Origin of the sequence: Phycicoccus sp. DTK01 (assembly GCF_017312765.1) — a bacterium.
In the GTDB taxonomy this organism is placed as follows: Bacteria; Actinomycetota; Actinomycetes; order Actinomycetales; family Dermatophilaceae; genus Phycicoccus; species Phycicoccus jejuensis.
Window position 1 is genome coordinate 517,902 of record NZ_BOPU01000001.1, and the last position, 23,194, is coordinate 541,095.

Consider the following 23,194-nt stretch of genomic DNA (forward strand, 5'->3'; position numbering starts at 1 on the left):
CGCCCCCGCCGTGCGACCCCTGACCATCGGGGCGGTCGTCGCGGCCCTCGCCGAGGACTTCCCGGACGTCACCGTCTCGAAGGTGCGCTTCCTCGAGGCCGAGGGTCTCGTGACGCCCGAGCGCACCGGGTCGGGCTACCGGCGCTACACCGAGGCCGACGTCGAGCGCCTGCGCTACGTCCTACGGGCCCAGCGCGACCTGTTCTGGCCGCTGCGGGTCATCAAGGACTCGCTCGAGGCCCTCGAGCGCGGCCTGGTGCCGGACGGCCCGGGTCGCCCGCCGGTCGTGCCCGACCTTGCGGCGGACCCCGCCGTGCCCGCCGTCGCCGAGCTCGTCGAGACCGGCACCCCGCTCCGGCTCACCCGGGCCGAGCTCGCGACCGCCGCGGGCCTCGACGCCGGTCTCGTCGCCGACCTCCTCGACCACGGCCTGCTGCGTCCGGGGGCCGACGGGATGCACGGGCGCGAGGACCTGCGCGCCGCCCGCGCGGCCGCGGGCCTGGCCCGTTTCGGCGTCGAGGCCCGGCACCTGCGCGCGGCGCGGACCGCGGCCGACCGCGAGGTCGGGCTCGTCGAGCAGGTGACCGGCGGCCTGCGCGGCGAGGACCGGCGCCGCGCCGCCGCCGAGGTCACCCACCTCGTCCTCACCCTCCACACGGCGCTCGTGCGCGCCGGCCTCGACACCTCCGGATGAGCGCCCGGGCACGGCGTCGGGGTCGCGAGGTACGGTGACGGGGTGAAGCTCATGGACGTCCTCGGCGTGCGGGTCGAGATGCCGGGCAACCAGCCGATCGTCCTGCTCCGGGAGCGCGACGGCGTCCGCTACCTGCCGATCTGGATCGGCGCGGCGGAGGCCACGGCGATCGCGTACGCCCAGCAGGGTGTCGTGCCCCCGCGCCCGCTCACCCACGACCTGCTGCGCACCGTCATCGACGACCTCGGGCACACGCTGACCCGGGTGCGGATCGTCTCGCTCCAGGACGGCGCGTTCCACGCCGCGCTCGACATCGACGGCGGCGGCGAGGCCGGCGGCACGACGATCGACTCCCGCTCCTCGGACGCCATCGCCCTCGCGCTGCGCGCCGGCGCCGACATCGTCGCCGAGGAGGCGCTCCTCGACGAGGCCGGGGTCGAGATGGCCGAGAGCGAGGACGACGAGGTCGAGAAGTTCAAGGCCTTCCTCGAGGACGTCTCCGCCGACGACTTCGACACCGAGACGGGGTCCTGACCGCGACACGCCGGTGAGCGTGCGGGGCCTGCGGTCGTTGACCGCCGTCACAGCCGCCCCTACTGTCACACCAGTCACAGAAGTGGCCGGGAGAGTGACGTCGATGTCATTCCCGGGCGTATCGTCGTCCGGAGCAGCCGGCACCATCAGGAGGTAGGCGTGGGCTCCACCGGAGAAGCGCGACAGGGCGGCACCCCCGCGCCCGTCGTCGCGCAGGGCGTGCTGTTCGCCGACGACCTGCCCCAGCTCGACGACGAGGTCGGCTACCGCGGCCCCACGGCGTGCAAGGCGGCCGGCATCACCTATCGCCAGCTCGACTACTGGGCGCGCACCGGGCTCGTCGAGCCCTCGGTCCGCTCGGCGGGCGGCTCCGGCACGCAGCGCCTGTACGGCTTCCGCGACATCCTCGTGCTCAAGGTCGTCAAGCGGCTCCTCGACACCGGGGTCTCGCTCCAGCAGATCCGTGGCGCCATCACCGTGCTGCGCGCCCGCGGGGTCGACGACCTCGCCGGCATCACGCTCATGAGCGACGGCGCCTCGGTCTACGAGTGCACCTCGAACGACGAGGTCATCGACCTGCTCCAGGGCGGCCAGGGCGTGTTCGGCATCGCCGTCGGCAAGGTCTGGCGCGAGGTCGAGGGCACGCTCTCGGACCTGCCGAGCGAGCGGGCCGCCTCCGAGGGCGGCGCCGAGGCGATCCAGCCCGGCGACGAGCTCGGCGCCCGCCGCATCGCCCGTCTCGCCTGAGCCCGCCACCCCGGCCGCCGGCGCCTCCGGTGGTAGGTTGACCCTGCCGCTCACACCGTGCGGGAGAGTCCCCGGCACTGCCGGCCGGGGCGCCGAAGGGGCAATTCTCCCCAGAACCTCTCAGGCGCAAGGGACCGCACGGGACAGGCACCTCTGGAGGGTCCACCGACGCGACAGAGGGGGAGGACGTCAGCATCGTCTGCCCTCCGGAGGACCTTCGTGAGCACGCCAGCCCTTCCCGCCTTCGCCGCCCGCCACATCGGCCCCCGCGAGTCCGACCTCGCCGGGATGCTCAAGGTCGTCGGGCGCGAGTCGCTCGAGGACCTCCTCGCCGCCGCGGTGCCGGAAGGCATCCGGTTCGAGGGGGCCCTCGACGTCGAGGCCGCCGGCTCCGAGGCCGCCGTCGTCGCCGAGCTGCGCGAGGTCGCGGCGCGCAACCGCGTCGTCCCCTCGCTCATCGGCCTCGGCTACTACGGCACCCTGACGCCCGCCGTCATCCAGCGCAACGTCCTCGAGAACCCCGCCTGGTACACGGCCTACACGCCCTACCAGCCCGAGATCTCGCAGGGCCGTCTCGAGGCGCTCCTCAACTTCCAGACCGTCGTCGCCGACCTCACGGGCCTGCCGACCGCCGGTGCCTCGCTGCTCGACGAGGGCACCGCCGCGGCCGAGGCGATGACGCTGATGCGCCGCTCCTCGAAGGCCGCCGCCGACGCCGTGCTCGTCGTCGACGCCGCCGTCCTCCCGCAGACGCTCGCCGTGGTGCGCACCCGCGCCGTGCCGCTCGGGCTCGACGTCGTCGTCGCCGACCTCACCGAGGTCGCCTCGGTCGAGGCGCTGCGCGCCGCCGCCGGTGACCGCGACGTCTTCGGCGTCCTGCTCCAGTACCCGGCCGCGGACGGCCGCCTCCACGACCTGCGGGCCGTCGCCGACGCCGCGCACGAGGCCGGCGCGCTCGTCACCGCCGCCGCCGACCTGCTCGCCCTCACCCTCGCCACGCCGCCGGGGGAGTGGGGCGCCGACGTCGCCGTCGGCACGACCCAGCGCTTCGGGGTGCCGATGGGCTTCGGTGGCCCGCACGCCGGCTACATGAGCGTGCGCGCGGGGCTCGAGCGCACGCTGCCGGGCCGGCTCGTCGGCGTCTCCGTCGACGCCGACGGCGCGCCGGCCTACCGCCTGGCCCTCCAGACCCGCGAGCAGCACATCCGCCGCGAGAAGGCGACCTCGAACATCTGCACCGCGCAGGTGCTGCTCGCCGTCATGGCGAGCATGTACGCGGTCTACCACGGCCCCGACGGCCTGCGTGCCATCGCGCTGCGGATCCACGCGCACGCCGTGGCCCTCGCCGACGCGCTGCGTGCCGCGGGCGTGGAGGTCGCGGACGTCCCGTTCTTCGACACCCTCGCCCTGCACGTCCCGGGGCGGGCCGACACCGTCGTGGCCGCCGCCCTCGCCGAGGGGGTCAACCTCTGGCAGCACGACGACGACACCGTGTGGCTGAGCGTCGACGAGACCACCGACACGACCGTGCTCGGCAAGGTCGCCCGCGCCCTCGGCGCCACGGCCCCCGAGCGGGTCGAGGTCGCGGCCCCGGCGTGGCCCGAGGCGCTCGTGCGCGCCTCCGAGTACCTCACCCACCCGGTCTTCTCGGCGCACCGCTCCGAGACCGCGATGCTGCGCTACCTGCGCCGCCTCGCCGACCGCGACTTCGCGCTCGACCGCGGGATGATCCCGCTCGGCTCCTGCACGATGAAGCTCAACGCGACGACCGAGATGGTCGCGGTCACCTGGCCCGAGTTCGCGAACCTGCACCCCTTCGCACCGCACGAGCAGACCCGCGGCATCCGCGGCCTCGTCGACGAGCTCTCGCAGTGGCTCTGCGAGGTCACCGGGTACGACGCGGTCTCGCTGCAGCCGAACGCGGGCAGCCAGGGCGAGCTCTCCGGCCTGCTGGCCATCGCCGCCTACCACCGGGCCAACGGCGACGACGAGCGCCGCGTCTGCCTCATCCCGAGCAGCGCCCACGGCACGAACGCGGCGAGCGCGGTCATGGCGGGGATGAAGGTCGTCGTCGTCGGCACCGACCCGGTGTCGGGCAACGTCGACCTCGACGACCTGCGCGCCAAGATCGAGCAGCACCGCGACACCCTCGCCGCGATCATGGTCACCTACCCCTCGACGCACGGCGTCTTCGAGGACACGATCACCGAGCTCTGCGGGCTCGTCCACGACGCCGGCGGCCAGGTCTACGTCGACGGCGCCAACCTCAACGCGCTCGTCGGGCTCGCCCGGCCGGGCAAGTTCGGCGCGGACGTCTCGCACCTCAACCTGCACAAGACCTTCTGCATCCCGCACGGCGGCGGTGGCCCCGGCGTCGGCCCGGTCGCGTGCCGTGAGCACCTCGCGCCGTACCTGCCGAACCACCCGCTCGACGCGGCGGCCGGGCCCGAGACCGGCGTCGGTCCGGTCGCGGCGGCGCCGTACGGCTCGGCGAGCATCCTGCCGATCTCGTGGGCCTACGTCCGGCTCATGGGCGGTGAGGGCCTGCGGCACGCCACGGAGGTCGCCGTCCTCAACGCCAACTACGTCGCCGCGCGGCTGCGCGACCACTACCCGGTGCTGTACTCCGGCGCCGACGGCCTCGTCGCCCACGAGTGCATCCTCGACCTGCGCGGCATCACGAAGGAGACCGGCGTCACCGTCGACGACGTCGCCAAGCGCCTCGTCGACTTCGGCTTCCACGCCCCGACCATGTCCTTCCCCGTCGCGGGCACGCTCATGGTCGAGCCGACCGAGAGCGAGGACCTCCAGGAGATCGACCGGTTCTGCGACGCGATGATCGCCATCCGCCGCGAGATCGACGAGGTCGCCGCGGGCTCGGTGGCCGTCTCCGACAGCGTGCTGCGCCAGGCGCCGCACACGGCGGTCTCGCTCGTGGGGGAGTGGGACCACCCGTACGACCGGAGGACCGCCGCCTACCCCGACGGCGTCGACGCGGCGGCGAAGTACTGGCCGCCGGTGCGCCGCATCGACGGCGCGTACGGCGACCGGCACCTCATCTGCTCGTGCCCCTCGCCCGAGGCGTTCGAGGACTGAGGCCCTAGGCCGCGGGGGCGGCGTCGCCGGCACGGACGGTGACGCCGCTCCCGGACACCCCCTTGGTCACGACGACCTGGTGGGTGATGCGCGAGCGCAGGTCGGCGACGTGGCTGACGACACCGACGGCGCGGCCGCCCTCACGCAGCCCGTCGAGCACCGACACGACCTGCTCGAGGCTGTCGTCGTCGAGGCTGCCGAAGCCCTCGTCGACGAAGAGCGTGCCGAGGTCGAGGCCGCCGACCTCCTCGCGGACGGCGTCGGCGAGGCCGAGCGCGAGGGCGAGGGAGGCCATGAACGCCTCGCCGCCGGACAGCGTGGCGGTGTCGCGGACGCGGCCGGTCCACTGGTCGAGGACCTTGAGGCCGAGCCCGGACCGCGCCCCGCGGGCCGCGCGGTCGTCGGAGTGCTCGAGCAGGTAGCGGCCGGCGCCCATGACGGCGAGCCGCTCGTTGGCCAGGGCGGCGACCTTCTCGAGGCGGGCGGCGAGCACGAACGCGCTGAGGCGCATCCGGAAGGTGTTGTCCGCGCCGGTCCCGGCGACGGTGTCGGCGAGGTCGCGCACCCGCGCGTGGCGCTCGGCGAGGCGCACGACGAGCGCGGCCTGCTCCTCCAGCGCCGGGCGCAGGCGGTCCAGGGCCCGGCCGGCGCGCACGAGGACGTCGTGGGCCGCGCTGCCGGCGAGGACGGCTCGCCGGGCGGCGCCGTGGGCCTCGACCAGGGCCGGGAGGTCGGGTGCGGGGGAGGCGAGGGCGACCGCGACGTCCGGGTCGTCGAGCACGGCGCGGGCGGCGGCGCGGTCGCGGCCGTGCGCGAGGACGAGGTCGCGCAGCCGGTCCGTCTCGGCGACCGGGAGGAGCGCGGCGGCCACCTCGTCGACGGCGGCGAAGCCGGCCTCGGCGAGGGCGGCCTCGAGGGCGGTGGCCGCCTCGTCCCGCCGCTGGTGGGCGGCCACGAGGGCGTCCTGCTCGTGGGCGAGGGAGGCGAGCACCCGGTGCACGGACCGGTGGTGGGCGGGCTCGGTGCCGCGGCACGGGCAGTCGGCGTGCGCGGCGAGGTCCTCGGCCAGCCGGTCGCGGACGGACTCGGCCTCGGCGGTGACCTCGCCGAGCCGCTCCTCGAGCGTGCCGAGCGTCGTCGCGGTCTGTTCGACGAGGGTGGACAGGCGCTCGGCCTCCGCCCCGGCCCGAGCCTGCTCGGCGGTGGCCTCGGCGAGGCGCTGCTCGGCGGCGCGGGCCTGCGCCAGGGATGCGGTGGCCGCGTCGCGCGCCGCCACGACCGTGCTGCGGTCGGCGCCCTCGAGGACTTCGCGTCGGGTGCGGACGGCCGCGTCGAGGGCGCCGGCGCGGGCCTCGAGCCCGGAGAGCGTGGCGCGCGCGGCGGTCGCCTCGTCCTCGGCGGCGGCCAGCTGCTGCGGCGTGACGGGGTCCGTGGCGTGGGCGGGCCTCGGGTGCTCGGTGCCGCCGCAGACCGGGCACGGCTCACCCTCGGCGAGCGCCGTCGCGAGCTCGGCGGCCATCTCGTCGAGGCGGCGCTGGCGCAGCCCGATGAGGTCCGCGAGCCGCTCGGAGAGGGCGTCGCGGGCCGCGAGCAGCGCCGGGTCGAGGGCCGCCCGCGCGGCCCGGTCGGCCTCGACCTCGTCGAGCAGGGCGAGCCGGCGCTCCTCCTCGACGACGGCGGCGGCGAGGTCGGTGGTGCGCCCGCCCTCGACGCTGAGCCGGGTGACGAGGGCGGCGGCGTCCGCGGCGAGCGTGCGCGCGGCCGGGAGCTCGAGCAGGAGCCGCGCGTGCCGGGCGCGGAGGGTCTCGGCCCGGGCGGTGCCCTCCGCGAGCGCCGTCCCGAGGTCGCGAGCGGCCTCGGTGTGCCGGGCGACGGCGGCGACGGTGTCGTCGAGGGCGGCGACCTGCTCGGCGAGGAGGTCGGCGTCGTCGCCGACCTCGACCCCGAGGTCCGCGACGCGGCGACGCCCGTCTCCGACGGCGCGCTCGAGGTCGGTGACCTCGCGCCCGAGCCGCTCGACCGCGGCGAGGTGGCCGCGCAGGCCGGCGGCGCGGTCTGCGGCCTCGAGCCGGCGGGTGCGCGCGTCGTGCTCGGGGGCGGCGGCCTCCAGCGCGTCGAGCCGTGCCTGCGCCGCCTCGCCCCGGGCGCGGGCCGCGGCGACGGCCCGGCCGTCGGCGAGCGCCTGCTGGGCGGCGCCCTCGGCGCCCTCGGCCGCGTCGAGGGCGGCCAGCGAGTCGGTGAGGCGCTCGGCGAGGTCGGCGGCGACGGCACCGAGCCGGTCCTGAAGCTGCTCGAGGAGGCCTTCGGCGAGGGCGGTGTCGGCGTCGGCCGTCGCGAGCGGCTCGAGGGCGTCCGCGAGCCGCAGCAGGTCGGCGTCCAGCGCCGAGCGGGCCTCGTCGAGCTCCGCGGCGCCGGTGCGACGGGTCTCGGCCAGCCACTGCTCGACGTCGGAGTACACGCCGATGTCGAAGAGCCGCTCGAGCAGCGCGCGTCGCTCCTCGGGCTCGGCGCGCAGGAAGCGCGCGAACTCGCCCTGCGGGAGCAGCACGACGGTGGAGAACTGCTGCAGGCCCATCCCGAGCAGGTCCTTGACGACGTCGGCGACCTCGTCGTGCCGGGTGCTCAGCGCCGCCCAGCGCCCGGACCGCAGCTCCTCGAGGACGACCGAGGGCTGCACGCGGGTCGTGCCGTCGCCGCGGCGCTTGGGGCGGTACCACTCCGGGGAACGGGTGATGCGCAGGCGCCGGCCGGCGACCGTCACCTCGAGCACGACCTCGGGCGGGGTCTCGGCGTCGGCGTGGTCGGAGCGCAGCGAGCGCCGCGAGCGACTGCCCGGGACGTCGGCGTAGAGCGCGAAGCAGACGGCGTCGAGGAGGCTGGTCTTGCCGGCCCCGGTCGGGCCGTGGACGAGGAAGAGCCCCGCCGACGCGGCGGCGTCGAGGTCGACGTCGACGCGCCCGGCGAAGGGCCCGAAGGCCTGGACCTCGAGGCGGTGGATCCTCACGCCGCGCCCGCTCCCCGGCTCGACGCGACGCCCTCGTCGTCGGCGAGGCCGCGGGCGACGCGCGCCGCGGTGACGGCCTCGTCGAGCAGGTCCCGCTCCTCCTCGTCGGCGGGGCGCCCGCCCCGCACGTGGTCGAGGAAGTCGCAGCAGACGTCGACGACGGAGGCCGCCTGCACCCGCGCCGCGTAGGAGCGCAGCGGCACGGCGGCGCCCTCGGGCTCGAAGCGCAGCTCGAGGGTGTGCGGGAAGCGCCGGCGCACCCGCTCCATCGCCCCGAGCGGGCGGGCCGGGTCGGTGAGCGTCACCTGGCACCACGCGCGCTCCGCCGACGTGTGCCGCGGGTCGGCGAGCAGGTCCTCGAGGGTGCCGCGCAGCACGGCGAGGGGACGCTCCACCGGCGCGTCGACCTCGGTGACGACAGGCTCCGCCCCGCCGAGGTCGACGAGCAGGGCACCCTTGGTGTGGCCGTGCTCGCTGAAGCTCATGGCGACGGGGGAGCCGCTGTAGCGCACGGTGTCGGAGACGCGCTGGCGCCCGTGCAGGTGCCCGAGGGCCGCGTAGTCGACCCCGTCGAGGACGTCGAGCGGCACGGCGGACACCCCGCCGACGGAGATGTCGCGCTCGGAGTCGCTGGAGAACCCCCCGGAGACGAAGGCGTGGGCCATGACGACGGTGCGCCCCCCACGGGTCGCCGCGTCGGCGCGCACCCGGTCGAGGGCCGCCCGCAGCACCGCGGCGTGGGTGCGCTCGGGAGCGCCGAGGGCGTCGGCGACGAGGGCGGGCTCGAGGTAGGGGAGGGGGTGCACGGCGACGTCGCCGACGAGCACCGGCCGGCCGACGTCCGCGACGGAGGTGCGGATGTGCACGCCGGCGCGCTCGAGCAGGCCCGAGGCGAACCCGAGCCGCACCGCCGAGTCGTGGTTGCCGCTGGAGACGACGACCTGCGCACCTTCGTCGACGACCCGCTCGAGGGTCTGCGACAGCAGCGCGACCGTGTCGGGAGCCGGCATCGCCCGGTCGTAGACGTCGCCGCTGACGAGGACGGCGTCGACCCGCTCGGTGCGCACGACCTCGACGAGGTGGTCGAGGTGGGCCGCCTGGGCAGCGAGGAGCCCGACCCCGTGGAACGAGCGTCCCAGGTGCCAGTCGGAGGTGTGGAGGAACCGCACGGGGTCCACGCTAGGAGACACCCCCGACAGGCTCGTGGACCGAAACGCGGCTCCGGCTTCCGCGCCCCCACCGGATGTGGTTGGTTGTCGTCATGGGTGCGGAGGTCACGGCGCAGAGCTACTCGCGCGAGGAGCGTCAGCGGTACCGCGAGAAGGTGCGTCAGAACCTCGACGTCTTCGAGCGGATGCTCACGACGAGCTCGTTCGAGTTCGACCGGCCGATGACCGGCCTCGAGATCGAGCTCAACCTCGTCGACGAGCAGCAGGACCCGCACTTCCACAACGCGGCCGTCCTCGAGGCCATCGCGGACCCCGGCTACCAGACCGAGCTGGCGCGCTACAACATCGAGCTCAACGTGCCGCCGCGGCCGCTGCCGGGCGACTCCGCGATCGAGCTCGAGCACGACCTGCGCGAGAGCCTCAACGCCGCCGACCAGGCGGCCAAGGAGGTGGGCTCGAAGATCGTCGCGATCGGCATCCTCCCGACGATCATGCCCGAGCACTACGAGGGCGACTGGATCAGCGCGAACAACCGGTACACCGCCCTCAACGACTCGATCGTCCTGGCCCGCGGCGAGGACGTCTACCTCGACATCGAGGGCCCGACGGGGGAGCGGGTGGCGACGTACTGCTCCTCGATCGCCCCCGAGTCGGCGTGCACGTCGGTGCAGCTGCACCTCCAGGTCGCGCCGCACGAGTTCGCGCAGCACTGGAACGCGGCCCAGGCGCTGTCGTCGGTGCAGCTGGCCCTGGCCGCCAACAGCCCGTACTTCTTCGGCAAGCGCCTGCACGCCGAGACGCGCATCGAGCTGTTCAGCCAGGCCACCGACACCCGTCCCGTCGAGCTGAAGAACCAGGGCGTGCGCCCGCGCGTCTTCTTCGGTGAGCGCTGGATCACCTCCATCTTCGACCTCTTCGAGGAGAACGTCCGCTACTTCCCGACCCTCCTCGCCGAGATCACCGACGAGGACCCGATGGCCAAGCTCGAGGCCGGGGTCGCGCCCGAGCTCGCCGAGCTGCGCCTGCACAACGGCACGGTCTACCGCTGGAACCGCCCGATCTACGACATCGTCGGCGGGACCCCGCACCTGCGGGTCGAGAACCGCGTCCTGCCCGCCGGCCCGACGATCGCCGACGTCCTCGCGAACGCCGCGTTCTACTACGGCGCGGTGCGCCACCTCGCGGCCGCCGACCGGCCGGTCTGGACGAAGATGAGCTTCGCCGCCTGCGCCGACAACTTCGAGCGGGCGGCCCGCTCGGGGATGGACGCGCGCCTGTACTGGCCGGGCTTCGGCGAGGTCTCGGCCGACGAGCTCGTCCTGCGCCACCTGCTGCCGATGGCCCACGAGGGGCTGCGGTCGTGGGGCGTCTCGGACGCCGTGCGCGAGCGCTATCTCGGCATCATCGAGGGGCGGGCGACGACGGGCGTCAACGGCGCCGAGTGGCAGACTCGCACGGTCGAGCACCTCGAGGCGCAGGGGCACGGCCGGCGCGACGCGCTGCGCCGGATGCTCGCCCGCTACTCCGAGCTGATGGACTCCAACGAGCCGGTGCACACCTGGCCGCTGCCGTAGGGCGTCAGCCGGGGGGCCGGTCGCGCGCGTTCCAGGCGAGGATGGCCGGGCGCCCGTGCTCCTGCCCGAGGACGCACAGCGCCCCCGCGTCGAGGACGACGCAGGCCCCGAACCGCGGCTCCTGCCGCAGGTAGGTCGCGGTGAGGACGCGCAGGGCGTGGCCGTGCCCGACGAGGACGACGTCGCCCGTGGCGAGGTCGGGCTCCACCCGCTGCAGCACCCGCGAGGCCCGCGCCGCGACCTCCTCGACGGTCTCACCGGGGGTGTCGCCGGGGACCACGCCGTCCTCGAACACGGTCCACGCGTCGCCGCCGCGCCGTTCGCGCACCTCCGGGGTCGTCAGCCCCTCGTAGCCCCCGTAGTCCCACTCGTGCAGGTCCGGGTCGACCCGGTCCACCCGCAGCCCGGCCAGCTCCGCGGTGCGCCGGGCCCGCTGGAGCGGGGAGGAGACGACGAGGGCGACGTCGAAGGTGCCGAGCGGCCCCCGCAGCGCCGCGGCGTCCCGCTCGCCCGCCGACGTCAGCGGCAGGTCGGTCCGACCGGTGTGCCGCCCGGTGGCGGACCACTCGGTCTCGCCGTGACGGAGCAGGACGAGGCGGCCGCGCGAGGACATGCCCGCATCCTTCCAGCCCCCGGGTGACAGGATGGCGCCCGCGGCCGGCGGACGTCGGCCCCGGACCCGAGAGGACGGAGCAGGCATGGTGCAGCCCCAGGAGGAGACCGGCGGGACCGGGCTCGGCCACCGCAGCGTGTCGATGACCCGCGTCGGCAAGGGCCTTTACGAGGTGACCAACGAGCGCGGCGGCACGATGCTCGTCGGCGGTGGCGGCGACTCGCCGGACTTCACACCGGTCGAGCTCTTCCTCGTCTCGATGGCCGCCTGCAGCGCGACCGACGTCGACTTCATCACGAGCCGGATCGCCGAGCCGACCTCCTTCGACGTCGTGTCCGAGGGCGAGAAGAGCAAGGACGCGGGCGGCAACCACCTCTCCGACATCGAGATCACCTTCCGCGTGCGCTTCCCCGAGGGCGCCGACGGCGACCGCGCCCGCGAGCGCCTGCCGCGGGCCATCGCCCAGAGTGGTGACCGCCTGTGCACCGTCTCGCGCACCGTGCAGCGCGGCGCCCCGGTGACGTACCACGAGGACTGACGCGGGCCTAGGCTGACGGGATGGCGCGCTACCTCGACGTCCACCCGGTCGACCCCCAGCCGCGCTCGATCGCGCAGACCGTGGCCGTGCTCGACGAGGGCGGCCTCGTGGCGTACCCCACCGACTCCGGCTACGCGCTCGGGGCCCGGATGGGCGACCAGCAGGCCAAGGAGCGGATCCGGACGATCCGCCGGCTCGACGACCGCCACCACTACACGCTCGTCTGCCGCGACTTCGCGCAGCTCGGGCAGCTGGTCCACGTCGACAACCACGTCTTCCGCGCGGTCAAGGCGGCCACCCCCGGGCCGTACACGTTCATCCTCCCGGCGACGCACGAGGTGCCCCGGCGGCTGCTGCACCCGAAGAAGCGCACGGTCGGCGTCCGCATCCCCGAGCACCCGGTCGTGCGGGCGCTGCTCGCGGCGCTCGGCGAGCCGATGCTCTCTTCGACGCTCATCCTCCCCGGCGAGAGCGAGCCGATGACCGACGGCTGGAGCGTCAAGGAGGAGCTCGACCACGTGGTCGACGTCGTCATCGACTCGGGGGAGTGCGGCACCGAGCCCACGACGGTCGTCGACTTCACCGGCGCCGACCCGTCGGGCGAGGTCGTCCGCCAGGGGGCGGGGGCCTGGCCCGCACGCTGAGCGAGGCCCGGGGCAGTGGTTGCCGACGTCGCAGTGGTTGTCGGCGTCGCGCCGGACCGGGGTACCCACGGCCTGCGGCGCGACGCCGACGGGTCTGTGCGCCTCGGCGCCGGTGAGCCGGCCGGCGCCGAGGCGGCGGTGGGTGGTCGGTCCCCGGCCGCGGCCGGAGGGGGAGGACAGGCGGCACCTCGACGGTGCCGGGCCTGCGGCCGGAGGACCTGCTGACCACCTGCCGACAACGTTATCGCCGGTGGGTCAGGCGGTGGCCAGCGTGGCGTCAGGAGTCGGTCAGGGTTGCGAACAGTTCGGTCAAGGACCGGTCTGCCCGCGGTCTCAGCCCTGCTCCTCGCCGCGCAGGACGGCGAGGACGCGCGCGTCGATGCCGCCGGCGGCGTGCCGGTTCTCGAGGTTGGCCTCGCCCATCCACGCCTCGAGCGCGGCCTCGACCTCGCCGGGGTGGCCGAGCGCCGCGAGGCGGGCGCCGACCTCGTCGCGCAGCTCGCCGGTCAGCGACCGCACGTCCTGCGCCGTGCCGAAGTACAGCGTCGAGAGGCCGTGCAGACGGGCGAGCTCGGTCGTCGCGTCCGGGTGGTCGTCGACCCGCAGGTCCGCGACGACGCCGCTCGCGTCGTAGCCGGCACCGGGGGCGCGCACGAGGAGGGCCGCGCTCTGCCGGCCGCGGGAGTCGCCGCCGGCCGCGTCGCCCGCGAGCAGCACCGCCATGAGCCGGGTCTCCAGCGGCAGGTCCGCCTGCGCGCGCCAGGCGGTGACCATCGCCTCGACCACTTCGGGCCCGGTGAGGATGTTGCCCTGCACGGCGAAGGCGGTGCGCCCGTCGCCCTCGGCCTCGCCGCCGGCCCACGTCATGCAGCCGGACCCGGTGAAGGTCGCGGCGCCGTCCGGGCCGACGACCCCGACCTGGCGGTCCTCGCGACCGGGGTCGGCCGCCGTGGCCGCGGCGAGGACGGCGGACGTGGCGTCGCCGGCCCGCAGCCCGGCCTCGAGCTCGTCGAGGTAGGCGACGCGGGCCATCGCCTGGGTCGCGACGGCGCAGACGCCGGGGACGACCCGGGGCACGACGGATCCGACGGCGAGGAACTTGCTGGCCACGGCGACGCCCCAGGCGTCCCCGTCGCGGGCGGCGATGGAGAAGGTCATGACCCGACCCTAGGTCGGCGCCGGGGACGCGGGCGGGTCAGGCGCGCTCGAGGAGCAGGACGGTCTCGACGTGCCGGGTCTGCGGGAACATGTCGACGACGCGCCCCTCGCGGACGGTGAAGGACGGCATGGCGTCGAGGTCGCGGGCGAGGGTGTCGACGTTGCAGCTGGAGTACACGACGTGGCGGGCGGGCGAGGCCTCGAGCCGAGCGGCGAGGTCGGCGCCGATGCCCCGGCGCGGCGGGTTGACGACGACGAGGTCGGGGTCGCCGGGCACGCCGTCGGTCGCGTCCCCGGCGGTGAAAGTGATGTCGAGACCCGCTGTGGCAGAACGCATCTCGCTGGCCGATGCCCGGGCGGCCGCGACCGCCTCGGACGACACCTCGACGCCCGTGACGCGGCGACCGGGGGTCGCGAGGTGCAGCGCGAAGCCGCCGACGCCGCAGTAGAGGTCGGTGACGGCGGTGGGGGAGAGGCGGTCCGCCCACTCCGCCGCCTGGGCGTAGAGGGCGGTCGCGACCGTCGTGTTGGTCTGGAAGAACGCGCGCGGCCCGAGCCGCAGCGTGACCCCGCCGAGCCGCATCGGCAGCACCGCGTCGTCGGTGAGCACGACCTCCGTCTCGCCCTCGAGCACCGCCTTGTGCTCGGGGTGGAGGTTGACGGTGATGACGCGGGCCGACGGCAGCGCCGCGCGCAGGTCGGGCAGGAGCCGGCGTACGGCCTGCAGCCCCTCCTGCGTCCGGACGACGAAGCGCACGAGGTGCTCGCCGTCGGGGGAGTGGGTCACGAGCAGGTGCTTGAGCTCGCCCTTCCGGGCCGGGACGTCGTACGGCACGACGCGGTGGTCGGCGAGGAGGCGGTGCAGCGGGTCGAAGGTCGCCGACAGGCCCGGCTCGTAGAGGCCGCAGCGGCGCAGGTCGACACCACGGCCACCGGTGTCGAGGATGCCGAGCGTCGGGCGTCCGGCGCTGCCGCCGACGACGAGCTTGGCCTTGTTGCGGAAGTGCGACGCGGGGGAGCGCACCGGCTCGAGCCAGGTCGTGGCGCCGGCGTGCGGCGCGAGCGTGCTGCGGACGTGCCGGACCTTCTCGGCCAGCTGGTCGGCGTACGGCGTGCCCATGAGGGTGCACGAGCGGCACCGGCCGGCGTCGTAGTAGTCGCACTGCATCGCGGGACAGCGTACGGCGGTGCGGCGGTCAGGCCTGCAGGGCGGCGCGCAGGTGCGGCACGAAGGCGCGGGCCAGCTCGGCGTAGCCGGCGTCGTTGGGGTGGAACAGGTCGGCGGCCAGGCGCCCGCGCCAGCTGCTCGGGCCCTCGGCGCGCATGTCGACCAGGCGCAGCTCGCCGCGGGCCACGGCCTGCTCGAGGTGGGCGTTGGCCCGGTGCGCCGCGGTGCGCGGCTGGGGGAGCGTCGCGACGACGGCGCCCCGGGGCAGGGCGGCGACCATCCGGCCGAACTCGTCGGGGAGGCGGTCGCGGACGGCACCACCGGCGAAGAGGTCGTTGGACCCGACCATGACCGAGACGAGGTCGGGGGCGTCGGTGCCGAGCGCCGGCGGCAGGGCGCGCAGGACGGGCAGCTGTTGGTCGACGACGTCGGCGGTGCGGGCGCCGGTGGCCGAGAGGTTGACGACGACGAGGGGGAGTCCGTCGTCGGCGAGGCTCGCGGCGGCCCGGTCGACCCAGCCGGTGTCCCAGGCCGAGGCGCCGACCGCCTGCGACATCGAGTCGCCGAGGACGACCCACCGGCGACCCGGCGTCGTGAGGGCGCGGCGGTTGTGCGCGGCCCAGGCGTCGGCCCACGGGGCGGCCGTGCCCTGGACCCGGCGGACGCCCGGCAGGACGACACCGAGGGCTCGCACGCCGCGTCCCGGCGCACGGCCGGTGCGGTTGGCGTAGCCCAGGAGCGGGTCGAGGTCCGGCACGGGCTCACTGTAGGTGGCGCTGCGCGGCGTCGACGTCCGACCGGTCACACCTCGACGCCGCGGTGACGGCCCGTGCCTACGCGGGGAGCGGGTCGGCCGCCGCACCGTCGTCTCTCCTGACGCGTAATGACATAATGTCGATTATCGGCGTTCTACGAGAGGGCGCCGGCAGCCACGAAACCCCGCTCGGTGAGCACCGGCACCGCCTCGCTCGCGTCGAGGTCGGCCGCGACGTCCACGTCGTCCCCGAAGCCGGCCGCGGCGAGCTCACGCCCACCGACGCACGCCCGTAGTCGGTCGCGCAGCCGCGGCCGGACGACGTCGAACAGGTCGGCCGCGCTCAGTGCCTCCTGGCTCCACGCCGACGTCGAGCCCGTGGCGTCCCTCAGGGCCGTCAGGACGGCTCCTGCGCCGAGCTGGTCCTCGAGCGCCGGGCGCAGCGACCCGTCGGTGACCCAGCGCTCACCCGCGGCCACGACGACCACGGTCGACCCGGACGCCACCGACGGTGCGAGCCACCGCCCGACGGCCGAGGCGTTGCGCAGGCACCCGGCGACGACGTGCGCGCCGGCGTCGCGCAGCGACGCGCTGATCGTCGAGCCGTTCGGCGACGGCAGCACCAGGCGCGGCACGACCGGCCCGCTGAGCAGCCCGGCCGGCGAGAGCGACGGCGCCCCGACGGCCCCGGCGCGCCGGGCCTCGAGTCGGCCGACGGCGAGGACGGCGTCGTGGGCGGCCGCGTACGCCGCCGCGCGCTCGTCCCGCCAGGCGAACGGCAGCACGGTGCTCCCCCGGCCCACGGCGACGGTGACGGCCGTCGTGAAGCTGAGCACGTCGACGACGACCGCGAGGTCGGCGCGCACGACGGCCGCGCCGACCGGCCCCCACTCCATCCGGACCGCTGCGTCCGACTGGTCGAACGGTGCGCTCACGACGCGCAGTACGCGGCGAGGTGGCGCCCGGTGAGCGTCGAGCCGTCGGCGACGAGGTCCGCCGGTGTGCCCTCGAAGACGACGCGCCCGCCGTCGTGGCCGGCGCCCGGCCCGAGGTCGACGACCCAGTCGGCGTGCGCCATGACGGCCTGGTGGTGCTCCACGACGAGGACCGAGGTGCCGCCGTCGACGAGGCGGTCGAGCAGGGCGAGCAGGTTCTCGACGTCGGCCAGGTGCAGGCCGGTGGTCGGCTCGTCGAGCACGTACAGGGTCGTGCCCGACTCCCCCATCCGTGTCGCGAGCTTGAGCCGCTGACGCTCGCCACCCGACAACGTGGTGAGCGGCTGCCCGAGGGTCAGGTACCCCAGGCCCACGTCGGCCAGCCGCCGGAGCACCCGGTGGGCGGTCGGGACGCGCCCCTCCCCCGCCGCGAGGAACGCCTCGGCCTCGCTGACGGTCAGGTCGAGGACGTCGGCGATCGAGCGGCCGCCGAGGGTGTACCCGAGCACCTCGGCCCGGAACCGCCGGCCCTCGCACTCCTCGCAGGGGGTCTCGACGCTGGCCATCACGCCGAGCTCCGTCACGACGACCCCGGCCCCGCCGCAGGTCGGGCACGCGCCCTCGGAGTTGGAGCTGAACAGCGACGCCGGCACCCCGTTGGCCTTCGCGAAGGCCTTGCGGACCGGCTCCAGCAGACCGGTGTACGTCGCTGCGTTGCTGCGGCGAGAGCCCTTGATGGCGCCCTGGTCGACGACGACGACCCCGTCGCGTCCCTCGACGGACCCGCTGACCAGCGAGCTCTTGCCCGAGCCGGCGACGCCCGTGAGCACGCAGAGCACCCCGAGCGGGAGGTCGACGTCAACCTCGCGCAGGTTGTGCGTCGACGCGCCCCGGACCTCGAGCACGCCCGTGGCGGTGCGGACCGAGCGCTTGAGCGCGACCCGGTCGGCGAGGTGGCGGCCGGTGACGGTGTCGCTCCGGCGCAGCGCCTCGACGCTCCCCTCGAAGCAGACCTCTCCCCCGGCCCCGCCGGCTTCCGGCCCGAGGTCGACGACGTGGTCGGCGACGGCGATGGTCTCGGGCTTGTGCTCGACGACGAGCACGGTGTTGCCCTTGTCGCGCAGCCGCAGCAGCAGCTCGTTCATCCGCCCGATGTCGTGCGGGTGCAGCCCGATCGTCGGCTCGTCGAACACGTAGGTGACGTCGGTGAGGGCCGACCCCAGGTGCCGGATCATCTTGGTCCGCTGGGCCTCCCCGCCGGACAGCGTCCCGGCGGGCCGGTCGAGCGAGAGGTAGCCCAGCCCGATGTCGACGAAGGAGTCGAGCAGGTGGCGCAGGCCCGCGAGCAGCGGCGCGACGGACGGCTCGTCGAGATCCGCGACCCACGCGGCGAGGTCGCTCACCTGCATCGCGCACAGCTCGGCGATGTTGTGCCCGTGCACGCGCGACGCGAGGACCTCGGGCCCGAGCCGGGCCCCGTGGCAGCCCGGGCAGGTCTGGAAGGTGACGGCCCGCTCGACGAACCGCCGGACGTGCGGCTGCATCGCCTCCGGGTCCTTGCTGAGCATCGAGCGACGGATGCGGGGCACGACCCCCTCGAACGTGAGGTTGACGCCCTCGACGCGGATCTTCGTCGGGGAGGCGTGAAGCATCGTGTCGAGCTGCTTCGCGGTGAACGAGCCGACGGGGACGTCCATGGGCAGGCCCATCCCGGCGAACAGCCGCCCGTACCAGCCGTCCATCGAGTACCCGGGCACGAGCAGCGCACCGGCGGCCAGCGAGCGCTCGGCGTCGTAGAGGGCGCCGAGGTCGATGTCCGTCACCTGGCCCATGCCCTCGCACCGGGGGCACATCCCCCCGAGGTAGACCGCCCCCTTGACGACGCTCTTCTCGACGCGTCCGCCCTTCTCGGTCGCCATCACCCCGCTCGCGGTGCGCGTCGGCACGTTGAAGGAGAACGCGGTCGGCGGGCCGACGTGCGGACGGCCGAGGCGGCTGAAGAGGATGCGCAGCATCGCGTGCGCGTCGGTGGCCGTCCCGACCGTGGAGCGCGGGTTGGCGCCCATCCGTTCCTGGTCGACGATGATCGCCGTCGTCAGCCCCTCGAGCCGGTCGACGTCCGGCCGGGCGAGGCTCGGCATGAAGCCCTGGACGAACGCGCTGTAGGTCTCGTTGACCAGGCGCTGGGCCTCCGCGGCGACCGTGCCGAAGACGAGCGAGCTCTTGCCCGACCCCGACACCCCGGTGAACACCGTGAGGCGGCGCTTGGGCAGGACGACGCTGACGTCCTTGAGGTTGTTCTCGCGGGCCCCCTGGACCCGGATGACGTCGTGCGAGTCGGCCCCGTCCATCCGCCCACCCTAGGGCGAGCCCCCCGCGACCCGCCGGAGCCGCCGGGCCTCCACCTCGTACCGGCTCGCCGGCGCGCCGCCGGCCCGGAAGAACCGCCGCCGCAGGCTGCCGTCGACCTCGACGCGGTCGCCCACCTCGAGCCGGCCCGCGACCCGGCGGGTCACGGCGCTCCAGCACGCGACGTCGAGGGCGTCGACACCCGGGCGGGCCCGCGCGTCGCGGCCGACGGTGACCCGGACGCCGTGGACGACGTCGCCGCTGGGCAGCGTGCGCGGCGGGTCGAGCGAGGTGACGCGCCCGACGAGGTGGACGGTGTTGACGTCGCCGGTCCGGTCGACGGTTGTGCGGTCGACGTCGCTGGTTCGTGCCATGAGACCCCCTGCAGCCCGGCCCGGCGCCGGTCGCCGGGTCCCGGGACCAGCACACCCCCGGACGGAGGGTGGCGGCAAGGACCGCAGCGCGACCTGTGGACGGGCGCGGCCCGCTCCCCCGCCTGTGGACGACGAGGGCCGACCGGCCGACCCCGGCCCGGCCGCCCGGCCGACGTGTACCTGACGATCGGGTGACCTTTCGCCGCGGACCCGGGACAGGTGCCGGGTCGGCGACCTATGGTGGGGGCAGGTACGCGGTGCAGGGCTGCGCGCCGGGTGTCGTCCGCGGCGCCCCGAGACCATTCGAAACGAGTCGTGGTGCGTTCTTCCGTCGTCCGTGGGGCCGTGCTCCGCCGCGCACTCGTGGTCGCCGTCGCCGCCGCGGTGCCGCTCGGCCCGGCTGCGGCCGCCGCCGTCGCCGACCCGGTCGCGACCCCCACGCCGACCGCCTCGGTCACGCCGTCTCCGAGCGTATCCCCCACTGCCACAACGACTCTCGCGCCGGTCGTCACCGGGACCCCGCCGGAGGGCGACAGCGAGCCCGACGCCGACCCCACCCTCTCCCCCGAGGTCGTCGCCGCCCAGGTCGCCGAGGCCGACCGCATCTCCGCCGTCATCGAGGGCTCCACCTCCGAGCTCGCCGTGCAGACCCGGAAGATGGACGAGCTCTCGGCCCGCTCCAACACCGTCCTCGAGGAGCTCGCCGCGGCGACCGACACCGAGAACTACGCCCACGAGGAGGCCGAGGGCGCCCGCGCCGACCTGGCCGCCCTCGAGGACCGGCTGGCCCGGGCCCGCGCCGTGGTCCGCGACTGGGTCTTCGACGTCTACTCCAACGGCGGCGGCAACTCCGACCTCACCGGGATGCTCGACGCGCTCGACGCCCGCGACGACGAGGTGAGCGACCCCCTCGGCGACCTCTCCTACCTGACGGGCGAGCGCACGCGCGCCCTCCAGGAGGTGCGCGTCCTCACCGCCGAGCAGGTCCGCCTGACGACGACCGCCGAGCAGGCCGAGCGGACCGCCACCGACGCCCGCGTCCGCGTCGCCGCCGCGAAGAAGGAGCTCGACGGCGTGATGCGCGAGCAGCGCGAGAAGATCGGCGCGCTGCGGGCGCTGCAGATGAAGGAGGTCGACAAGGCCGGCCCCATCGCCAGCGCCCTCGTCGGCGCCCGGACCCCCGAGGCCAAGAAGGCGGCCGCCCGCCTGCTCGACGCGCTCTCGAACGCCGTCGTCGAGACCGCCCACGTCGGCAAGCCGTGCTCCGACGACAGCGGCGACCACCCCAACGGCCAGTTCCCGGACAGCGCGCTCTGCCCGCTGTGGAGCGCCCCGGGCGAGCGCCTCTCCCCCGCCGCGGCCGCCGCCTTCAACGCGATGAGCCAGGCCTACGCCGCGCAGACCGGCAGCCCCCTGTGCGTCACCGACTCCTACCGCTCCTACCCGGAGCAGGTGGCGATCAAGGGCACCCGCGGCAGCTTCGCCGCCACCCCCGGCACGAGCCGGCACGGTCTCGGCCGGGCCCTCGACCTGTGCGGCGGCATCGACGACTTCGGCTCGGCGGCCCACCGCTGGATGCGGCAGAACGCACCCCTCTACGGCTGGTTCCACCCCGCGTGGGCGGAGGCCGGCGGTCAGCTCCCCGAGCCGTGGCACTGGGAGTACGCGGGCTGAGCGGTGACGCGCCCGACCGAGTAGCGCGACCTACGGCGGCGCCGCCCCCGCGTGTGGAACGCTGCCGCTCATGACGACGCAGTCCGAGGCCACCGACGCCTGGGCCGACACCACCCGCTACCACCGCCCCTGGTACTGGTACGACTGGGCCAACTCGGCCTTCGTGACGACGGTGGGCACCGTCCTGTTCGGCCCCTACCTCACCGAGGTCGCGACCGAGGCGGCCTGCCCCGGGCTCGCCGAGGACGCCCGCTGCACGACCGACCTCTACGTGGTCCCCGCGGCGGAAGGCCTGCCGGGCTGGGTCCCCGGCCTCGCGATGGTCGCGGCCGTCGCGCTGCTCGTCGGCCTCGTCCTCTCGCTCGTCGCGTACGCGCGCGACACGCGCCTGCCCTACCGTCCCTCGACCCTCGTCCCGCCGCTGGCGCTGGCCACCGTCGTCCTCGTCCTCACCGCGCCGCTGGACCCGGGGTCGGTCGCGCCGTACACGGTGACGCTGGCGACCATCGTCTCCGCGGTCCTGCTCGTCTTCGTCGGCGCCGTCACGGACCGCACGCCCCGCCCGGCGCGCCTCATGGGCGTCTTCGCGTGGACCGGCTCGGCGGCCGCGGTGCTGCTGTACTTCCTGTCCGGCACGAACTGGCGCTTCGGGGCCCTGATGATGATCATCGCCTCGATCAGCCTCGGAGCCTCGCTCGTCGTCTACGACGCGCTGCTGTGCCGCATCGCCCGCCCGGACGACCGCGACCGCGTCTCCAGCCGCGGCTGGGCCCTGGGCTACCTCGGTGGCGGCCTGCTCCTCGCGGTCAACCTCGTCATCGTCAGCAAGCCCGAGCTCGTCGGTGCCACGACCGGCACCGCGGTCCGCATCAGCCTCCTCTCGGCCGGCCTCTGGTGGGCGCTGTTCACCCTCATCCCGGTCGTCGGGATGTGGAACCTGCGCGGAGCCCCGCGCACCGAGCTCGCGGACGCGCCGCGGGCGGGCATCGTGGGCGGCAGCCTCAGCCAGCTCGGACACACCTTCCGCGACCTGCGCGCCTACCCGAACACGTTGCTGTTCCTGCTCGCCTACCTCTTCTTCAACGACGGCATCCAGACGGTCATCTCCTCGAGCAGCCTCTACGGCGCCGAGCAGCTGAAGTTCGAGCAGAGCCAGCTCATCGCCCTCATCCTCCTCGTGCAGTTCGTCGCCTTCGGCGGCGCGCTGCTCTTCGGCTGGCTCGCCGCCCGCTGGGGGGCCTGGCGCACGATCCTGCGCAGCCTGGTCGCGTGGTCGGCGATCGTCGTCCTCGCGTTCTTCCTGCCCGAGAAGGCGTTCCTGCCCTTCCTCGTCCTCGGCATCTTCATCGGGATCGTCCTCGGCGGCAGCCAGGCCCTGAGCCGCTCGCTCTTCTCGCAGCTGGTCCCCCGCGCCCGGGAGGCCGAGTTCTTCGCCTTCTACCAGGCGATGGAGCGCGGCACCTCGTGGTTCGGGGCGCTGATCTTCGGGGTCGTCCACCAGCTCACCGACTCCTACCGCCCGGCGATCGTCGCGCTCGTCGTCTTCTTCGTCCTCGGCTACCTCGTCCTTCGGCGTGTCGACGTCCGACAGGGCATCATGGACGCGGGGAACGAGCTGCCGCGGATCGTGTGAGCCTTCGGGTGATCTGCGTCACACGCCCGCCTGCCATCCGGTGACCCCCGGAACAACGAACCCCGGGCGCACGTTCTCCAACCATTGACCCGGCCGCGAGGACCCCGGCCCGGGACATTCGAACTCCGGGAGACACCCATGGCAGAGCGAAGCCTGCGCGGCAGCCGGCTCGGCGCCCTCAGCATGGAGACGGACGCGAACGTCGTCCCCTCCGACCGCAACATCACGACCTACCTGTGCCCCAACGGCCACACCATCGAGCTCCCCTTCTCCGTCGAGGCCGACGTGCCGCCGACGTGGGAGTGCCGGTGCGGCGCCGAGGCCAAGCTCCAGGGCGGTGGCCCCGAGCCCGAGGCCAAGCCCGTCAAGCCGCAGCGCACCCACTGGGACATGCTGCTCGAGCGTCGCTCCATCCCCGAGCTCGAGGAGCTGCTCGAGGAGCGCCTGACGCTGCTGCGCCAGTCGCGCGGCGAGAAGACCTCGCGCAAGACGGCCTGAGCCGTCCACCCCACGCCGGAGCCCCGGTCACCGAGCAG

At 74.9% G+C, this 23,194-nt stretch carries 19 protein-coding genes and 1 riboswitch; of the genes, 10 read left to right on the top strand and 9 right to left on the bottom strand.

Annotation, left to right across the window (positions count from 1 at the left end):
• Positions 1 to 10: 10 nt before the first annotated feature.
• The 4 genes from J3473_RS02365 (at position 11) to gcvP (ending at position 5,071) form a co-directional block, all read left to right on the top strand.
• Positions 11 to 694, top strand: a complete 684-nt coding sequence (locus tag J3473_RS02365; protein ID WP_207021739.1) for a MerR family transcriptional regulator — start codon at positions 11 to 13, stop codon at positions 692 to 694.
• A 42-nt stretch (positions 695 to 736) separates the two neighbouring features.
• The gene (locus tag J3473_RS02370) at positions 737 to 1,228 is read left to right on the top strand and encodes a bifunctional nuclease family protein (RefSeq protein ID WP_030529155.1); all 492 of its coding nucleotides are present in this window, start codon (positions 737 to 739) and stop codon (positions 1,226 to 1,228) included.
• A 159-nt stretch (positions 1,229 to 1,387) separates the two neighbouring features.
• On the top strand, positions 1,388 to 1,975 hold the full coding sequence (locus J3473_RS02375) for a MerR family transcriptional regulator (RefSeq protein ID WP_030529156.1): 588 nt from the start codon (positions 1,388 to 1,390) through the stop codon (positions 1,973 to 1,975).
• A 50-nt stretch (positions 1,976 to 2,025) separates the two neighbouring features.
• A riboswitch (glycine riboswitch) is annotated at positions 2,026 to 2,122 on the top strand.
• 72 nt (positions 2,123 to 2,194) lie between these two features.
• Positions 2,195 to 5,071, top strand: a complete 2,877-nt coding sequence (gene gcvP, locus J3473_RS02380; RefSeq protein ID WP_207021740.1) for an aminomethyl-transferring glycine dehydrogenase — start codon at positions 2,195 to 2,197, stop codon at positions 5,069 to 5,071.
• Between the two features lie 4 nt (positions 5,072 to 5,075).
• On the opposite strand, the gene J3473_RS02385 is transcribed toward gcvP, so the two are convergent.
• Positions 5,076 to 8,075 carry an AAA family ATPase gene (locus J3473_RS02385; protein WP_207021741.1) on the bottom strand — a complete coding sequence of 1,000 codons (3,000 nt, stop codon included), beginning with the start codon at positions 8,073 to 8,075 and terminating at the stop codon, positions 5,076 to 5,078.
• A complete protein-coding gene (locus J3473_RS02390; RefSeq protein ID WP_207021742.1) occupies positions 8,072 to 9,244 on the bottom strand; it encodes an exonuclease SbcCD subunit D in 1,173 nt (390 codons plus the stop codon). The genes J3473_RS02385 and J3473_RS02390 overlap by 4 nt, the downstream gene beginning before the upstream one ends.
• Positions 9,245 to 9,336: 92 nt before the next feature.
• Here J3473_RS02390 and J3473_RS02395 point away from each other — a divergent pair, with 92 nt between their 5' ends.
• On the top strand, positions 9,337 to 10,818 hold the full coding sequence (locus tag J3473_RS02395) for a glutamate-cysteine ligase family protein (RefSeq protein WP_207021743.1): 1,482 nt from the start codon (positions 9,337 to 9,339) through the stop codon (positions 10,816 to 10,818).
• Between the two features lie 4 nt (positions 10,819 to 10,822).
• On the opposite strand, the gene J3473_RS02400 is transcribed toward J3473_RS02395, so the two are convergent.
• On the bottom strand, positions 10,823 to 11,431 hold the full coding sequence (locus J3473_RS02400) for a histidine phosphatase family protein (protein ID WP_207021744.1): 609 nt from the start codon (positions 11,429 to 11,431) through the stop codon (positions 10,823 to 10,825).
• 85 nt (positions 11,432 to 11,516) lie between these two features.
• On the opposite strand from J3473_RS02400, the gene J3473_RS02405 reads away from it, so the two are divergent.
• Both J3473_RS02405 and J3473_RS02410 read left to right on the top strand, forming a co-directional pair.
• Positions 11,517 to 11,969 carry an OsmC family protein gene (locus J3473_RS02405; RefSeq protein ID WP_207021745.1) on the top strand — a complete coding sequence of 151 codons (453 nt, stop codon included), beginning with the start codon at positions 11,517 to 11,519 and terminating at the stop codon, positions 11,967 to 11,969.
• Between the two features lie 20 nt (positions 11,970 to 11,989).
• Complete coding sequence (locus J3473_RS02410; RefSeq protein ID WP_207021746.1) at positions 11,990 to 12,613, top strand: L-threonylcarbamoyladenylate synthase; 624 nt, start codon at positions 11,990 to 11,992, stop codon at positions 12,611 to 12,613.
• A gap of 333 nt (positions 12,614 to 12,946) precedes the next feature.
• On the opposite strand, the gene J3473_RS02415 is transcribed toward J3473_RS02410, so the two are convergent.
• The 6 genes from J3473_RS02415 to J3473_RS02440 all read right to left on the bottom strand — a co-directional run bounded on the left by J3473_RS02415 (position 12,947) and on the right by J3473_RS02440 (position 19,351).
• Entirely contained in the window at positions 12,947 to 13,771 is an 825-nt protein-coding gene (locus tag J3473_RS02415; protein ID WP_207021747.1) for a DUF1028 domain-containing protein, read from the bottom strand.
• 37 nt (positions 13,772 to 13,808) lie between these two features.
• Positions 13,809 to 14,939 carry a methyltransferase domain-containing protein gene (locus J3473_RS02420; protein ID WP_207021748.1) on the bottom strand — a complete coding sequence of 377 codons (1,131 nt, stop codon included), beginning with the start codon at positions 14,937 to 14,939 and terminating at the stop codon, positions 13,809 to 13,811.
• A gap of 28 nt (positions 14,940 to 14,967) precedes the next feature.
• The gene (locus J3473_RS02425) at positions 14,968 to 15,696 is read right to left on the bottom strand and encodes an SGNH/GDSL hydrolase family protein (RefSeq protein ID WP_207021749.1); all 729 of its coding nucleotides are present in this window, start codon (positions 15,694 to 15,696) and stop codon (positions 14,968 to 14,970) included.
• 152 nt (positions 15,697 to 15,848) lie between these two features.
• Positions 15,849 to 16,628 (bottom strand): 2-phosphosulfolactate phosphatase, encoded by a 780-nt coding sequence (locus tag J3473_RS02430; protein WP_242525635.1) that lies wholly within the window; start codon positions 16,626 to 16,628, stop codon positions 15,849 to 15,851.
• The gene (locus J3473_RS02435) at positions 16,625 to 18,979 is read right to left on the bottom strand and encodes an excinuclease ABC subunit UvrA (RefSeq protein WP_207021750.1); all 2,355 of its coding nucleotides are present in this window, start codon (positions 18,977 to 18,979) and stop codon (positions 16,625 to 16,627) included. The genes J3473_RS02430 and J3473_RS02435 overlap by 4 nt, the downstream gene beginning before the upstream one ends.
• A 9-nt stretch (positions 18,980 to 18,988) precedes the next feature.
• Positions 18,989 to 19,351, bottom strand: a complete 363-nt coding sequence (locus J3473_RS02440) for a single-stranded DNA-binding protein (protein WP_051750644.1) — start codon at positions 19,349 to 19,351, stop codon at positions 18,989 to 18,991.
• Positions 19,352 to 19,696: 345 nt separating this feature from the next.
• Between J3473_RS02440 and J3473_RS02445 the strand changes: the two genes are divergently transcribed.
• The 3 genes from J3473_RS02445 (at position 19,697) to J3473_RS02455 (ending at position 23,156) form a co-directional block, all read left to right on the top strand.
• Positions 19,697 to 21,025, top strand: coding sequence for a D-alanyl-D-alanine carboxypeptidase family protein (locus J3473_RS02445; RefSeq protein WP_207021751.1), 1,329 nt, complete (start codon positions 19,697 to 19,699; stop codon positions 21,023 to 21,025).
• A gap of 70 nt (positions 21,026 to 21,095) precedes the next feature.
• Positions 21,096 to 22,658 (top strand): MFS transporter, encoded by a 1,563-nt coding sequence (locus J3473_RS02450; protein WP_030529171.1) that lies wholly within the window; start codon positions 21,096 to 21,098, stop codon positions 22,656 to 22,658.
• A gap of 138 nt (positions 22,659 to 22,796) precedes the next feature.
• Positions 22,797 to 23,156: an RNA polymerase-binding protein RbpA gene (locus tag J3473_RS02455; protein WP_030529172.1), complete on the top strand. Its 360-nt coding sequence runs from the start codon at positions 22,797 to 22,799 to the stop codon at positions 23,154 to 23,156.
• Positions 23,157 to 23,194 lie beyond the last annotated feature (38 nt).